General features: G+C 48.3%; 13 protein-coding genes and 1 pseudogene. 9 read left to right on the plus strand and 5 right to left on the minus strand.

Annotated features, from left to right (window positions below):
- Window positions 1–1,036, plus strand: a pseudogene (locus BGO59_RS21195) (hypothetical protein); the annotation flags it as partial.
- Between the two features lie 101 nt (window positions 1,037–1,137).
- Here the strand turns inward: BGO59_RS21195 and BGO59_RS21200 are convergent.
- Window positions 1,138–2,709 carry a hypothetical protein gene (locus tag BGO59_RS21200; RefSeq protein WP_293686501.1) on the minus strand — a complete coding sequence of 524 codons (1,572 nt, stop codon included), beginning with the start codon at window positions 2,707–2,709 and terminating at the stop codon, window positions 1,138–1,140.
- A gap of 262 nt (window positions 2,710–2,971) precedes the next feature.
- Window positions 2,972–4,255, minus strand: a complete 1,284-nt coding sequence (locus BGO59_RS21205; protein ID WP_293686503.1) for a hypothetical protein — start codon at window positions 4,253–4,255, stop codon at window positions 2,972–2,974.
- A 285-nt stretch (window positions 4,256–4,540) separates the two neighbouring features.
- Between BGO59_RS21205 and proS the strand changes: the two genes are divergently transcribed.
- From proS to BGO59_RS21225, 4 genes are all read left to right on the plus strand, one after another.
- Window positions 4,541–6,010: a proline--tRNA ligase gene (gene proS / locus BGO59_RS21210; protein WP_293686505.1), complete on the plus strand. Its 1,470-nt coding sequence runs from the start codon at window positions 4,541–4,543 to the stop codon at window positions 6,008–6,010.
- 332 nt (window positions 6,011–6,342) lie between these two features.
- The gene (locus tag BGO59_RS21215) at window positions 6,343–7,314 is read left to right on the plus strand and encodes a sugar phosphate isomerase/epimerase (protein WP_293686507.1); all 972 of its coding nucleotides are present in this window, start codon (window positions 6,343–6,345) and stop codon (window positions 7,312–7,314) included.
- Between the two features lie 11 nt (window positions 7,315–7,325).
- Complete coding sequence (locus tag BGO59_RS21220) at window positions 7,326–10,226, plus strand: PQQ-dependent sugar dehydrogenase (RefSeq protein WP_293686509.1); 2,901 nt, start codon at window positions 7,326–7,328, stop codon at window positions 10,224–10,226.
- A gap of 203 nt (window positions 10,227–10,429) precedes the next feature.
- Entirely contained in the window at window positions 10,430–10,882 is a 453-nt protein-coding gene (locus BGO59_RS21225; RefSeq protein WP_293686511.1) for a peptidylprolyl isomerase, read from the plus strand.
- Between the two features lie 72 nt (window positions 10,883–10,954).
- On the opposite strand, the gene BGO59_RS21230 is transcribed toward BGO59_RS21225, so the two are convergent.
- Window positions 10,955–11,371, minus strand: a complete 417-nt coding sequence (locus BGO59_RS21230) for a hypothetical protein (protein ID WP_293686513.1) — start codon at window positions 11,369–11,371, stop codon at window positions 10,955–10,957.
- A 150-nt stretch (window positions 11,372–11,521) separates the two neighbouring features.
- On the opposite strand from BGO59_RS21230, the gene uvsE reads away from it, so the two are divergent.
- A complete protein-coding gene (gene uvsE, locus BGO59_RS21235) occupies window positions 11,522–12,409 on the plus strand; it encodes a UV DNA damage repair endonuclease UvsE (RefSeq protein ID WP_293686515.1) in 888 nt (295 codons plus the stop codon).
- A 111-nt stretch (window positions 12,410–12,520) separates the two neighbouring features.
- A complete protein-coding gene (locus BGO59_RS21240; protein ID WP_293686517.1) occupies window positions 12,521–13,024 on the plus strand; it encodes a peptidylprolyl isomerase in 504 nt (167 codons plus the stop codon).
- A gap of 84 nt (window positions 13,025–13,108) precedes the next feature.
- On the opposite strand, the gene BGO59_RS21245 is transcribed toward BGO59_RS21240, so the two are convergent.
- Together BGO59_RS21245 and BGO59_RS21250 are read right to left on the minus strand one after the other, a co-directional pair.
- Window positions 13,109–13,681, minus strand: coding sequence for a glycosyl hydrolase 108 family protein (locus BGO59_RS21245; RefSeq protein WP_293686519.1), 573 nt, complete (start codon window positions 13,679–13,681; stop codon window positions 13,109–13,111).
- Between the two features lie 386 nt (window positions 13,682–14,067).
- On the minus strand, window positions 14,068–14,673 hold the full coding sequence (locus BGO59_RS21250; protein ID WP_293686521.1) for a T9SS C-terminal target domain-containing protein: 606 nt from the start codon (window positions 14,671–14,673) through the stop codon (window positions 14,068–14,070).
- Window positions 14,674–15,080: 407 nt separating this feature from the next.
- Between BGO59_RS21250 and BGO59_RS21255 the strand changes: the two genes are divergently transcribed.
- Both BGO59_RS21255 and BGO59_RS21260 read left to right on the plus strand, forming a co-directional pair.
- Complete coding sequence (locus BGO59_RS21255) at window positions 15,081–15,416, plus strand: alpha-hydroxy-acid oxidizing protein (protein ID WP_293686523.1); 336 nt, start codon at window positions 15,081–15,083, stop codon at window positions 15,414–15,416.
- A gap of 162 nt (window positions 15,417–15,578) precedes the next feature.
- Entirely contained in the window at window positions 15,579–16,388 is an 810-nt protein-coding gene (locus BGO59_RS21260) for a glucose 1-dehydrogenase (RefSeq protein WP_293686525.1), read from the plus strand.
- Window positions 16,389–16,392: the final 4 nt, after the last annotated feature.

Here is a 16,392-nt window from a genome sequence, read left to right on the forward strand (position 1 = left end):
TACGCCCACTCAGGCGGGTACTTTCCCCATTAGCCTGACTGTCACCGATAATCTGGGTTGTGCGCAGGTAGCGCCCGCCTTTAGTCTGACGGTTAACTGCCCAACCTTGACAGCTAGTATTACACCAACTCCCAGCGCAACGTTAACCTGCGCCCAAACCAGCTTGACGCTGACGGCCAGTGGTGGCTCCAGTTATGCCTTTGCTGGGCCCGGTATTGTTAGCCTGAATGCTTCGGAGGGAACGGCCGTTGTCAATACATCGGGAGTCTATTCGGTTACGGTCACCAATAGTGCGGGCTGCTCAGCCACAGCCATAACAACCATCAGTAGCAATACAGTTCTGAATATTGCCACGGGAGCCTCTTTACCAATGGCCAATCTAGGAGTGGTGGTGAGTCTGACGGCTTCAGGGGCCACTACCTACCAATGGACGTCTCCCGCAACCGCTTCCTTAACTACACCCGCCACTGGTTCGGCTGTTTCAGCCAGTTTAACTACGGCTGGTGTGCAGACCTTCACGGTGGTAGCTACGGCCGGGGTTTGTAGTCAGTCAGCGTTAGTGAGTGTAACGGCTTTGGCAGGTCCTGACCTGTCGGCTATTCTGAGTCTGCCTGATGGCAACTTCACCGCAAAGGAAAGTAAAGGGCTTTTGGTTCAAGTACAGGAAGTTAATGGTTCTGTATCATCGGGCAATATTGTCATCACCATCACTGTTCCGACCGGCTACAGCATCAGCTTTGACAATACGCTAACGAGCCTTACGGTACCAGGTGGGGAGACAAATCCGGTTGCAGTGCAGAACAGCAAGTGGCATGTGAGCAATACAGTGGCGGGTCAGCAACTAAGTTTGGCTATCAATGGAGGAGAATCGGTGGGGGCCAACAGTACCCTGAATTTAGGCTTTACGATCACACGCACTACGGCTAATGCGGGGAGTAGATCGAATATCACTGTCAATGTGGCTGATGATGAGGGAGGGACCTACGATGTGAATCGACTCAACAACATCTACGCTCGCATTATAAATGGATTATAAATGAGTATCTAGTAACGAGGAGTTAGAAGCGAGAATGGCTGGCGCATATCAGATTTAATGCGCCAGCCATTCTCGCTTCTAACTCCTCGTTACTAGATACTTTAAAAAAACACGCCCATCGACAGCATCAGATTTGTATACCGATTGTTGGTAGCAACGGTTGGCGTATCCGAACTATTGGGTAATTCGAAAGGAGCATACCCTGATTTATAGGTTAGGAAGGAACCTGATAAGTCCGCAAAGAAACGATCATTACGAACGCCAAGTCCTGCCGAGAGTAAAAGCTTTGAACGGTCGGCTTTGGCTACCCGGTCCAGGTCTATTTTGTAGGCGCTGGGTAAATAGCTCGCACCGGCCCGCAGACGTAAAATACCTGCCCGGATTTCGGCACCGGCCCGCACGTTGATCACATTCTGGTAGGTGTCCTGTACGAATCGCTTGACATCATTCTTGAAATCGGTATTGTCCTGCTGATTCGTAAATGCCGATGTACGTACCCGCATTCCCTGATAATTGACGTATTCAGCCGTAGCCGTCAGGAAACCGATTTTGCCATTACCCAGAAAATACGTTGCACCGCCAGACGCTCGTAAGGGCGTTTGCAGGGTGTAGTTGAAATCATTTGATGGGTCAACGACATCTACGTAGTTTGTTGTTAACACTAGCTTGGGATCTTTTGCCACCGCGTTGAGCGTCTGACCAAATGTTTCGTTGGCACTGCTAAATGTTGGCGAGATAATTGTACCACCGACCTGGAACTGAGGAACGAGTTTATAAATGAACCCCAGCGAGGCATTGATACCACTGCCTTTTACATCCAGTCGATTGGTCTGGCCATAATTATTGAATACGACACCGTTGACAGGCGTTTCCAGAAAAACCACTTCCGACGAGTAACGTAGGTGCGTCAACGCCAGGGAGCCACCAATGTAGAACTTATCGTCTAAATTACCGGCATATGAAAATGTCCATTGCGAATGTGTACCCGAACGGTTAATCGTCGATCGCTGATCTTTTTGCACCGTAGCATCATAGCGAGTGTATGGTGGACCGGAACCGTTTGTGCCCAAATTGGTCGGGTTAATCAGATAAAGTCCGTAGGCCGCTGCTTCCCGAAAATCAGCCTGTTTGCTATTTGGGTAGAAAGAATCGCTTAGTTCTTTCTCGCTGTACTTGGCCGAGTTAGCTGCATTGATATACGTTTGGGCAATGGATGAGTTCGGATTGTTATTCAAGCCACGTGCATCGACGTAATCGAAAAAATTGACATTCTGCGAATAACTTATGCCAAACGCACTACGACGCCAGCGACGGCTGCCGTTGCTACTTCCTGGCAGTATCAAACCAAATTGACCAATGCTTACTTTTCCCGCGCTGCTATTGGTTTGCGAGCCTAAAAACGTATTCTGGTTATTGGCCGATGTAAACATCGGACTAATACTTAGCTCAGAACGATTATAAAAGGCAAGTCCAGCGGGGTTGCCCGATAAATTACTGGCATCGCCACCCAGGGCAGCATGATTACCACCAATGCCCCTAAACCGGGCGGTCCCATTCTGACTGAAATCGGAATACCGAAACGCATCATCAGCATATTCATAAGACGCTCCCTGGCTAAAAGCCAGATGCGAAAGCAACCCCAGGGCTACTGTAAAATAAAACGGTTTAGTCATGTTCGTAAAGCTTTATAAAAGCGTTGGTGGCGTATCTTAATCTATACGCATTAGAGCACCATAACGTATAAACGTTTAACGGGTGTGAAATTAGTTTTTATAAGGTATTCAGTTTGCCATTTACGCAGGGCTGGTACACAATTGCTTTCGTGATAGACTTACGTAATCGGTAGAGCGAATGCCTCACACCATGGTTAAAACGAAAATCCCCGCTAATTGTCCTAACTAGCGGGGATTTTTTATCGAAATTTAAGTAAGATTATTAGCGTGGGCCACGGCCGCCTGAGTGACCACCGCCACCCGAGAAGCCACCACCTCCGCCACCACTAGGAGCGCTGAAGCTTGGTGAGCTATAACTGCGGCTTGGCGCACTATTAAAGCTTGGCTGGCTATGGCTTGGCTGACTGAAGCTGGGCTGCGATTGCTGGTAGCTGCCTCGGCTAGGTTGATTAAAGCTAGGTTGGCTTTGGCTTTGGTAACTGCTTCGGTTGTTTCCACCTGTAAAGTTACCACCAGATGGCGTATAGCTGCCCCGGCTGCTTTCGCGCGGACGAGAGTAATATTCCGAACTACCTGAATTACTGTTGTACGAAGGAGCGGCAGAGTTGGCACTTACTCGCCCGTTGCTGCTACTGTTATCGTAGTAGTAATTGCCCCGGCTGCTGCCATTGCTTGGACGGGCGTAGTACCCATCGCCACGAGTCGTAGTCGTATTGGTTGCTGCGGCACGGCCACCGTTTGGATTGTACGAACGAGCTGAATTGTCGAAAGCAGACGTGTAACGCCCCGATGACCGGTCAAAAGTCCGATTGTATGTCCGGTTCCGATAAGGATCTGCACCCGTCACGTAGACGTTGTTTACGTAGACAGGGTTATAGAAGCCGCCGTATCCGTAATAGGGTGAATAGAACGGGCTGTAGAAGCCACCCATGCCGTATGCATACGAACTGTAGAACGGATCATAGAAACTGCCGTAGCCGAATGGCGAATAAAACGAATTGTACGCATAGGGGCTGTAAAATGGGCTACCGAATCCAAAGCTGAAGCCGGGATAGCCGTACCCAAAGGCACCCATCCCTAAGCCTAAGCCCATACCCGAATAGAAGCCGGTGTTGTTGAAGCCCCAGCGATTCCAGCTATACGCCGACGTCGTTGCCGCATTGTACCCATTCACGAAGCCTGAGTTGTAAGCATTAGTGCCGTCGTCGTTCCAGCCCGGATCGGGCGATAGACCACGATTCAGTTTGCGGGCACTCAGCTCGGTGTAATAATCGTCGGTGTTGGAATTGTAGCCCTGCTGTTCGTCGTTATAATCTGGATTCGCATTCCGGTTCAACCGCTGCTGACGTTGTGAGCGGCTGTAAGGCTGCGAACTGTACTCATCAGATTGCCGGTTGCTGGCGTAGACAGGTGAGCTACTACCAGCGCTACCATATAGGTCATCTACGTCACTGGCGTTCTGTGCCGTTTGCCGGCTGGAGGTACAACTCCAGATGCTCAGCAGCGCAGCCAACGTCAGATAAGAATATAGTCGTTGCGTTTTCATTTGGCAAGGGAATTAAAAGTAAAAAAGCTCATGCTTACTGCCTCGTCAATACTATAACACAGGATTGACTGGTTTAATTACAAAAATAGAGCAAAAACTTATCTTTGCAACTTCTTACCTATTAGACTCCAAATAGTTAATTAAGGTTTAATTCGTTTCTAAAATTAGTTTGAAGTTTATACCCTGACTGGTGCGTTTGGCTGATGCGCAAACAGTTAACGTTTTGTTTGCTGTGAAAGTTAGTCTATTTCGACCATCGGGTGCCGACCGTCAAACGTCAATTGTATGGCTAAAGCAATTCCGTCCCGTAGTGAAAACTACTCCGAGTGGTACAATGAGTTAATTAAAAAAGCCGATCTGGCCGAGAATTCGGCGGTTCGCGGCTGTATGGTTATTAAACCATACGGGTATTCAATCTGGGAAAAAATGCAGCGTGCGCTGGACGATATGTTCAAGGAAACGGGCCATACCAATGCCTATTTCCCGCTATTTATTCCTAAATCGTACCTCAGCAAAGAAGCTTCACACGTAGAAGGATTTGCTAAAGAATGTGCCGTAGTAACGCACTATCGGTTAAAAAATGCTGAAGATGGGTCGGGGGTGATTGTTGATCCGGAAGCCAAACTGGAAGAAGAACTTATTGTACGGCCCACCTCCGAAACGGTCATCTGGAGTACCTACAAAAACTGGATTCAGTCGTATCGTGATTTACCATTGCTGATAAACCAATGGGCCAATGTGGTTCGCTGGGAAATGCGGACGCGGATATTTTTGCGAACGGCCGAATTCCTCTGGCAGGAAGGACACACGGCCCATGCCACCGCCGACGAGGCTCAGGGCGAAACCCGGCAAATGCTCGACGTATATGCTCGGTTCGCCGAAGAGTGGATGGCCGTTCCGGTCATTAAAGGGGCTAAAACACCTAATGAACGTTTTGCCGGAGCGGAAGATACCCTTTGCATTGAAGCGATGATGCAGGATGGTAAAGCCCTTCAGGCGGGAACGTCGCACTTCCTGGGGCAGAATTTTGCCAAAGCGTTCGATGTACAGTTTCTGAACAAACAGAATCAGCTGGATTACGTTTGGGGTACATCCTGGGGCGTTTCTACCCGGCTGATGGGAGCGTTAATTATGGCGCATTCCGACGACGATGGGCTGGTTTTACCGCCTAAGCTGGCACCGATTCAGGTGGTCATCGTGCCGATTTACCGAACGGAAGAACAGCTCGAACAGATTTCGGCTAAAATCAAACCATTAGTTCAGGAACTTCGGAAAGCAGGTGTTTCGGTAAAATACGATGATTCGGATGCGAACAAACCTGGCTGGAAATTCGCTGAATATGAACTTCGTGGGGTGCCCGTTCGTCTGGCAATGGGTGGCCGTGATCTGGAAAATGGCACTGTCGAAATTGCCCGCCGTGATCTGAAATCGAAAGAAACGGTACCATTCGAGGGGCTGACCGAACGGATTAAAGCCTTGCTGGAGGATATTCAACAAACGATTTACAACAAAGCGAAAGCGTTTCGTGAGGAACACACCTTTACTGTCGATACGTTTGAGGAGTTTCAGACGCAGATCGAAAACGGATTTCTGCTGGCCCATTGGGACGGGACATCTGAAACGGAAGAAGCGATCAAAGAAGCCACCAAAGCGACAATACGGTGTATTCCATTCGATCAGCAGCCTGAGGAAGGAGTTTGTGTTTATTCCGGCAAACCGTCGAAAGGGCGCGTAGTATTTGCCAGAGCCTATTGATTGAAATACAGTCTGTTCTCTATGCAGATCTTGATCGGGGCCAGTTACGTAACTGGCCCCGATTTTTTTGCCGAAATCCAGGACCTCTCTGAGGTAGTATCAGGTCGATCAATGCTTTCCCTATAGATACGCTTCGAATAACGGAGCCATCATGTAAGATGACATTTTGAATGGCAGATTCGTCGGTTGAAATGAGCGGTCTGCCGATGTTTATGCGCTTCCGGTCTATTGCATTTCCGAGAGTGCGTAAACTGCTGTTGATTTGATTGATAATTTGTAATTCTACATGATCCGATAGGGTAATCCGTATCGAAAACCTAACAAACCAGCCTATGAAAACCAGACGTTCGTTCCTACGCGATGCGGGAGCGTTGACCTTGGGAAGCTTCGTTTTACCACAATTGTCTCAGGCTACGTCACTTTTTGGCCCGATGGCCTCACGGCCCGTTGGCTTACAGTTATTTACCCTGTTCCGGCCCATGAGCGACGATCCGAAAGGGACGCTCGAAAAAGTTGCGGCCATTGGCTACAAAGAAGTTGAATCGGCCTTTAGCCTGAAAGGAGGTTATTATGGCTATACGGCAAAAGAATTCAGAAAAGTAGTTGAGGATCTGGGTATGAAATGGCGGGGACACCATGCCGGTGGAGCTCCTTTCCGGCCACGGCCTACACCTCCGGCCAGTACGACCGGAACACCCGGTGGCGGCCCTGCGGCTGGTGGGCAACGACCCGCAATGGATTTTTCTAAAATGCCACCTATGCTTAACCTACGAGACAATTATCAGGAGTTGGTCGATCAGGCTGCAGACGGGGGCTTGTCGTATCTCGTATGTGCCAGTACGCCCGTGGCTACTCTTGATGAAATTCAGAAGTCGATCGAAGTGTTTCAAAAAACGGGGGAGGCCTGTAAAAAGGCAGGAATCGGATTTGCCTATCATAACCACGCAACTGAATTTGATCCGGTAGAAGGGGGTAAAACACCCTATGAACTGATTCTGTCTCAAACGGATAAAGATCTGGTGAAGATGGAATTGGATCTGGCCTGGGCTGTTAAAGCCGGTAAAGATCCCGTCAAGTTATTTGCCGAACATCCAGGCCGTTTCCCGCTTTGGCATATCAAAGACATTAAGTCCGATCTGAAAACGATCACCGAGGTAGGCAATGGCGTCGTGAATTTTAAGAGTGCATTTGCGGCTGCGAAAACAGCAGGTTTAAACTATTTCTTCGTAGAGCAGGATATGGCGGCCCAACCCTTTGAGAGCATTACAACCAGCTTCACGTATTTAAAGAATCTACAGGCTTAATAACCCTTGCTATGAATCAGTTAAATTTTACCCGAAAATCCTGGCTGGCCCGCTGGAAACGCCCGTATACGGTAGCTTTAAATAGTCTGCTGGTGTTGGGTTTGGCCTCGTTTGTGGTCGATGAAGGGGCCATGAAACCCGACGAAAGCCGATTTACCCCCGTAGTGCTGGCCGAAGATCTCGATGAGCCGATGGTGGTTGACGTGGCCAAAGATGGAACGGCTTACATCATTGAACGGAAGGGAGCTTTCAAAAAATATGATCCGGTTACCAAAACCGTCGATCTGATTGGTACCATTCCGGTCAACACCAAATACACTTCTGCCGAAGGACGGGTGACCGAAGCCGAAGAAGGGCTGATGGGGCTGAGCCTCGATCCCAATTTCGAGCAAAACCACTGGGTGTATCTGTACTACGCCCACCCGACAGAGAAAAAACATATCCTGACACGCTGGGAACTGCGCGATGGTAAACTAGTCGATAAGTCGGAGAAAGTCATGCTTGAAGTGGCAACCCAGCGCGAAGTGTGCTGCCATACGGGTGGAGGCATGACGTGGGATCGTTCTGGAAACCTGTATCTAACGGTTGGCAACAACACGGGTAATCAGCAGGCGGCTCAAACGGATGAGCGCCCTGGCCGTAGCAGTTGGGACGATCAGGGACATGCCGGTAATACGAATGACCTGCGTGGTAAAATTCTGCGTATTCACCCGCAACCCGATGGAACCTATACCATTCCCGATGGAAACCTTTTCCCGAAAGGAACCGACCCGTCGGACCGTGCGAAAACCCGGCCTGAAATTTATTCGATGGGGCACCGGAACGCCTGGCGCATTTCTATTGATAGTAAAACCGGCTATGTGTATTGGGGTGAGGTCGGTCCTGATGCGACCTCCGATTCAGAGATTGGTCCGCGAGGGTACGATGAGTTGAACCAGGCCCGGAAACCAGGAAATTTCGGTTGGCCGTGGTTTGTCGGCAATCGGCAGGCGTTCCCAGTCTATGACTACGGTGAAAAGAAGCCTCTGGAGAAAAAAGATCCTGATCATCTGGTCAATACCTCGCCTAACAACACAGGGTTGCGTGACTTGCCGCCGGTGGCTCCCTCGTTCATTTACTACCCCTATGGTGTGTCGGAAGAATTCCCGCTGGTCGGTACAGGATCTCGTTCGGCAACGGGTGGCCCCATCTATCGCCAGGCCGATTTCAAAGGAGCCAAGCGGCCCTGGCCAGCCTACTACGAAGGCAAATGGATCGCTACGGATTTTTCGCGGGGTTGGATTATGGCCATTACGATGGATGCCGAAGGCAACTATAAATCGATGGAACGGTTTCTGCCCAGCTATCATCCCGTTGAGCCAATCGATATGAAATTTGGCCCTGATGGCGATATGTACATTCTGGAATATGGTAGCAACTGGTTCCGAAAAAGCAATAACTCCCGGCTGGTTCGCATCGAATACAATGGAGGTAACCGAAAGCCTGTTGTGTTTGCCTCAGCTAGTAAGCAAGGCGGCACTGTTCCACTGAAGTTAACGTTACTTGCAGATGGCACAAAAGACTACGATGGTGATAAGTTGAAGTACCAGTGGAAGGTATCGGCACCTGGTGTAGCTCCGAAAGTATTTAATGAGGCCAGTCCAGCCGTTACGTTCGACAAGCCAGGTGTATATACCGCCCAGCTAACGGTGACGGACCCTAAAGGAGCTTCGAACAGCCAGTCGGTGAAAATTATTGCGGGCAATGAGCCCCCTGCGGTAGCGGTTAATCTGAGTAGTAACAAAACGTTTTTCTTCCCGAATCAGCCGATTCAATACGCAGTTAGTGTCGATGATAAGGAAGATGGTAGCCTGACGGATGGTAAAATTACACCGGCACGGGTAGCCATGAGTATCGATTATACCTCCGAAGGGTTCGATTATGCGGAGGTGGTGCAGGGGCAGCGAAGTGTCGATGCGTCGACGCAGTACGCTGTTGCGCAGACGCTTATCAGCCAGAGCGATTGTAAGGTCTGCCATCAGGTTGCGACAAAATCAGTAGGGCCGATGTTTACGGCCATTGCTACCAAATACAAAGGCAGTGCCGATGCGACTGAAAAGCTGGTTAAGAAAATTCGCAATGGTGGAGTAGGTGTCTGGGGTGATGTCGCGATGCCTGGCCACCCGGCCATGTCGGTTGCTGATGCTGAGACCATTGTGAAGTATATCCTGAATGTCAACGAGAAAACATACAGTACGTTGCCCACAAAAGGAACCTATGTAGTCAAATTGCCTGAAGGCGACAATGGACAAGGTTCCGTATTGGTACGAGCTGCTTATACCGACAAAGGAGGAAAGGGCGTTCCGGCCCAGACTTCCGAAAATCTTATTGTGCTTCGTAGTGCGCAGGTGTATGCGTCGAGTGCTGCCGTTGTAAAAGGGGCCGAATTGAAAGCACGCGGTATGGGTGCTGGCATGAACGTGATTCCGTACGCAAATTCATACATCGGTTTCCAGAAAATTGACCTGACCGGCATCAAAAAACTTGATCTAAATGCATCCGCACAACGGCGGGAAGGGAGTGCAGGCGGTACAATTGAAGTACACATCGATTCGCCTACAGGGCCCATGATTGGTGAAGCTATGCTGGAAGTGGCCCCTGAAGTGGATATGGCGAAACTGATGGCACAAATGGAATCGGGGGCTGCCAATCAGACCGCAGCCGGAGCGCCAAAAAGTACGTCAGCGGCTGCTGCGGCTACCCCGCCACCTGCCAATCCATTCCGACGCCCGATTCCGTCTGTTAAGATGGCGTTGAAAGATACCGAAGGCATTCACGACGTTTATTTTGTCTTCAAGAACGACAAAGCCAAGTCAATTCAGCCACTGATGTCGCTGTCGAGTATAAAATTTATGGACTCAGTAAGCCAGTAGGCTGGTGAAAAATAAGTTGAGGGTTATTACCTAAACGATTTAGTTGTCTGATTTTTAGCTAACTATGTCTTTTGGGTAATGGCCCTCAGCTTGTTTTTAAACTTTCCAATCTTCTGGCGAGTTGCTAAAAATTAGTGATAGAGTAAACGCATGCCGGAAGTTCCGGTATTTTTGTAGCATTATTACAACAAACCATTTGTATCATGGCACAAGCAAAATCTGGCGACACCGTTCAGGTTCATTATACTGGCACGTTAGCCGATGGAACGATTTTCGATTCGTCGGCAGGACGAACTCCACTTGAATTTACGGTGGGCAGTGGCCAGGTGATTAAAGGCTTCGATGAAGGCGTTGCCGGCATGAACCAGGGCGAAAAGAAAACGATCAATATACCGGTCGAAGATGCGTATGGAGCAGCGAATGAAGAGATGATTTTTACGCTGAACCGTTCGGATATTCCCGATGATATTCCCCTCGAAGAAGGGATGACCCTGAATATGCATGAAGATGGAAATCCTCGACCTATTCCGGTTATTGTCCGTAAACTCAGCGATACCAGTGTAACGCTGGATGCCAATCATCCGCTGGCTGGTCATGATCTGACTTTCGAAATCGAACTCGTCGGTGTCAAATCGCCCTCAGGCTTGATTTTATAAATAGTATCAAACGAAGCGTGCAACGCGAAGAATAGGAAGCCCTATTCTTCGCGTTGCACGCTTCGTTTGATACTATTTAACCAGGTCCTCCAATTCCCGAAGGGCAGTTTGGATACCTCGTAAGTTAGCGCGGGCTACGTAAGCAGCCAACGCTACCGTAATAGCCCCTACATTCAGGGCAACGACAGGGTCCCCAATTCGGGTCAGACTTGTCTGTGCTTCTGTTGTTGCTTCCAGAATCTGGGTGGCTACATCAATGGCATTGGTAAAGGCAGGGCGGACAGTATGCGACTGTAAATCCTGCGATCGATTCAACAGACTGTTCTGATAGGCATTGAGGTCAAGTTGCTGCTCATGAGATAGTTCCGGCCAGTGATGTACCTGATATTCGTTCAGCGCACGGGCCATGTCGCAGTACCCACGGGTGATGGCAAGAAGTTGAGTTGGTGTAAAGTCTTCCATAAACAGATTCAGCAAGAATCGGCTCATTACTACGCAAATCAGACTGACTTGCCAGGTTAAGATAAAGCACTCCCCGGCACCAAGGCTTAACTTTTGAACGAACGGTCAAAATAAAAAGAGATTCTGATTCCAGAACTTTTAGATAAACCTGGACGCTAGGCATTCCGTTAATGAGGTATGAATGGAATGTCGCATGCCGTTGGATATGCCTGTATCAATCTGAGTTTACAGGCCGATAAGATCACTACCAACCGGGGAATGGTTCGGAAAACCTTTACCCAGCGGGGCATTGCCTATGCCTCCGAACTAGCGTTGAAAAACGTTCAGGATCTATTAACAATCGTAGACTGGAATCTGAAAAATGGAATTCGGCTCTTTCGTATTTCATCCGACCTGTTTCCCTGGGCTTCGGAATACCGTATTACCAGCCTTCCTGACTTTTCGGCTATTCGGGCTACACTCGAAGAGATCGGTACGCGCCCGATCCGACTGACGATGCATCCGGGGCCCTTTAATAAACTGGCCGGTGAGGGAAGTGTACTCGCTAATACACTGGTTGATCTGGAATATCAGTCCGAAATTTTTGATCTGATGGGTTTAGCACCCTCGCACTGGAACAAGATCAACATTCACGTGGGGGGCACCTACGGCGATAAAGTAGCCACCTTGACCCGATTTGCTCAGAACTTCCAGTTACTGTCCGAAAATCTACGCGCCCGCCTGACGGTTGAAAACGACGATCGCCAGAGTCTGTATACCGTCGCTGATCTGGTGTCGGTTTATGAGCGAACGGGTATCCCAATTGTCTTCGATTATTTTCATCATTCGCTCAATCCCGGCCATCAGACGGAAGAAGAGGCCTTTCTGACCGCTTTCAATACATGGGATGTACGACCCGTTTTTCATTACTCCGACTCCCGGCAACAGTACGAAGATCCCAAAGCCCGACGGGAAGCTCATGCTGATTGGCTTTATACAGTTCCGAATACCTACGGAAAAGAAGTGGATATTGTGTATGAGTGTAAAATGAAGGAGTTGGCGCTTATTAAGTTGAAAAACAGCTAGTTTTAGATGTAATTGGAATACTACTGAACGGTGAAGGAAATAGTAATGAATAGTACACACTTCCTTTCTAGTCAATAGCCAATTTCTAGCTCACCTTTCACTCTAAATCTAATGAATTCAAACGTCTTTTTTGACATTAAGGTAGGGAATGCCCAAAATACCATCCGTTTCGTAATTGAACTTTATGATGATGTCGTACCCCGTACGGCAGCTAACTTTCGGGCACTATGCACTGGCCAAAATGGCTTTGGTTACAAAGGCAGCCCTTTCCACCGAATCATTCCTGCATTCATGATGCAGGGGGGAGACATTACAAAAGGGAATGGAACTGGGGGCCGCTCCATTTACGGCGCTAAATTTGAAGATGAAAATTTTCAACTAAAACATAGCGGGCCAGGTATTGTCAGTATGGCTAACGCGGGTACAAATACAAATAGCTCACAATTTTTTATCACCTTCGGTAGAGCACCCCACCTGGATGGCAAGCATGTTGTATTTGGCAAAGTGCTTGACAATTATATTAGTAATCTCAACTACATTGAGCCATTTGGTAGTTCTTTTGGCAAACCTCTACAAAGCGTCATCATTACTGACTGTGGACTGATCGCTGAATAGCAAAAATGCCCGATTCAACCTAGAATCGGGCATTTTTGCTATCGAAACCATACTTCTTCCCCGGTAAGAACGTCGTTCTCTGCGCTATAGTACTACTCTGGATAGCCAGCCCCGCATGTATTTTTCCTGAACAGGAGCTTTCTCCGCAATGTCAATGTATCGATACCCCTGTAAGATGTTAAGCACCTTGATGATCAGTGCTGGATAGGGATGCGAATTCGTGAGCATAACCGTTTGCGGTCCCACAACCCCATCAATATCAATATCAGCATATAGCTGCTGATTCTGATTCAGCACGTTTAGCGCCCGTTGCAGAAACTGAGCCCCCACCTTAATACCCATATTGACGCTAGTATCAAATAGTTCATTGGCAATAGCCTGATTGACAATAAAGTCCAGTCGGTTGACATCCCAATACCGGGCTTTATAGGCCGATCGAACCAAACGCATGAGTTCAGCATTGGCGAACATCACGTTATCATAGTCGGCAGGTTTGGCAATCTTCTTAATCTGGTCGATAAGCACCCAGCCTGACCAATCACTGTTAGTGACACGGGAAATACCCCCAAACGTTTCCCCTCCATTATCATCCGGGTCGTTGACGTATCCGGCTTCAGTCTTTAAGGTGAGGTTGTAGGCTGTATTGAAAGCTGCCATAACTGGATTCGTTTAATTTCTACGCTACAAAACACAATCACCAAAGGGATTGCGCATTGCAAGGTATTCGTTACGGTAGTATTGAGTTTCCCAACCTTAGTGTTCGGTCGATCCACTTCGTATTCGGCCGAAAATTTCGAGGTTTTAGTTGCTGATCGATCACTGGGTTTTGGGCATTGCCAATCGACACGATTAATCGACGTTACGTTTAGGGATGTAGGTGATGTCGCTTTCCCGGTAGTAGGTTGTGTCTACAAAAAAAGCCCGCTACCGGGAAGGTAGCGGGCGGAACTGGTTGGGCGGTCAGACTTGTCCGAAAAGACTAGCCGCTAAGTTGAGATTGTAGTGAACTGACCGTGGTGGGTCAATTGATTGGTGCGACTGGCTTAGTGCCGAACATCAACACGCGTAATGAACTGCTTTTGGCTTGGGCCAACAACAAAAGTATAAGCACCATCAGGTAGGCTCGACAAGTCGAACCGACGGCTTTCGCCTTTGAACGAATCCGTCTGAACCAGAACGTTTTGCGTATCGTAAATAGCTACCGAAGCTGTCTCTACATTTTTGGCTGGCAGAACTACTTCGAACTTGTTCTTTTCGTATGCTGTCAGGATAGGCTCAGCCACCTGTTTCAGGCTACGCTCATCAACCGATACAGCGTTTGATTTGATCGTAATCCCCTGCGACATCCACCAGGCGTTGTTACCGGCTGTCAGATAGTACTGACCATCGGGAAGGTTGTTCAGATTGAACGAAGTAGCACCTTTAGCGTTTTTAGCGATGAAACCCTGGTACAACACGTTGCCGTCAGCATCGATGATTGCCACGTCAACAGAAGCACCAGGCTTTGTATATACACGTACTTTCTTTTGTTCGGACTTCTCAACTTTCACACCACCCATTCCTGAACCATTGTCGGCTTTGACATCTCCCATGCCTGCCAGACTCCATACTGACAAGAGTACAGCAATTGATAAACGGAACTTTTTCATTGGTTTGAAATTTTGTTTTAACCGTTACAAAATTGTGGGGTAAACTAGGTTTAATGCAATAGGTAGGTGGCTATATGATGAATTTGGGGTGAATATTCTTTTTTTTGTACAAATTGCTATTCGTTAAATAGGGTGATTATTGAAAAAGTACAAAAAGTCCCTCTTAATTACTAATTAATTGTATTTTTCTAATATTCCTAAAGAATAGGACTTTCGACGTTTGAAAACCTAGTTTTTATGTGTATAGTACAATTTGGTGATTTTTGGTATTTTTTCAATATTCTGAATACGTATCAATTAGTTCTTAGCCATATGAAATAGCTATTAAAAAAGTATAAGTTTTTAACTAAATAACCATGCTTGATTGTAGGCCTGTAAGTTGACCGTTTCCGGAAAAGGCCGTATTTATGTTCAACTTATCTGTAAGGACCAGGCGAGCACTCGACTGGCAGGGAAAAATCTACCTGAATGGCTTCGCTGGTAACACTCCGATAGGCGTGCTGGAAATGGCTCACCCCGATGCTGATCTGGCGGTAGCTAAAGCCGCTGCTCACATACAGATCCCGGCTATTTTCTCGAATCAGGCCTCGGTGTCGATGGAAGATTGTTCGGCTGTTATGGGGAATACTCTGCGTTGGTTTCAACTGTACTGGAGTCGTTCGCGTGAGTCGGTGGCCAGCTTTGTCAATCGGGCCGAAGCCTGTGGTTATCGGGCTAACTCCTCCAAGAAGCCGTTACATTAAATTCATTTAATCTGATTGCTCAAACTGGTTACGGACCGCGATAGTTAGTAGTTTGGCCGCGCAGCCTTCCAGATTAGGGTGCGTAGGTTACCGTATTTGCGATGTCGTCTAATCACTGTAATCGACATGGCTATTTGCTGAACCATTACTGTTTATAAATTTATGGATCAAGTACTAAAAGGACAGGTTGCAATTATTACTGGTGCCAGTAGTGGTATTGGGGCTGGGGTCGCTAAATCATTGGCTGCTGCTGGAGCCAAAGTAGTCGTTAATTACCCGGTCGAAGCGACAAAACCGGCAGCCGATGCGGTCTTGAAAGAAATCACGGATGCCGGGGGCGAAGGCATGGTGGCCCAGTGTGATGTCAGCCAGGAAGCACAGGTTATCCAGATGTTTGCCGATGTTGTGGCTGCGTATGGTACCGTCGATATTCTGATTAATAATGCCGGACTACAGCGTGATGCCAAGTTCGACGAGATGACTCTCGACCAATGGAATACGGTGATCAACGTAAACCTGACTGGTCAGTTCCTATGTGCGCGTGAAGCCATTCGGGAATTTTTGCGCCGGGGGCCACGACCTGACGTATCGGCCGCTACGGGTAAAATTATCTGCATGAGTTCGGTGCATGAGTTAATTCCCTGGGCTGGCCATGTCAATTACGCCACCTCTAAAGGTGGCATTAAAATGCTTATGCAGTCGCTGGCACAAGAGTATGGTGATCGTAGAATTCGGGTCAACAGCATCTGTCCGGGGGCTATTCAGACACCGATCAACCGGGCAGCCTGGGAAACGCCACAGGCACTAAATAGCCTGATGACCTTGATTCCGTATAACCGTATTGGGCAACCACAGGACATCGGTAATCTTGCTGTTTTTCTGGCTTCCGACCTCTCCGACTACATCACCGGGGCTAGTATCTTCATCGACGGGGGCATGACGGTATTTGAAGGATTTGCCACAGGAGGCTAATAAT

This window comes from Spirosoma sp. 48-14, from assembly GCF_001898575.1.
Classification (GTDB): Bacteria; Bacteroidota; Bacteroidia; order Cytophagales; family Spirosomataceae; genus Spirosoma.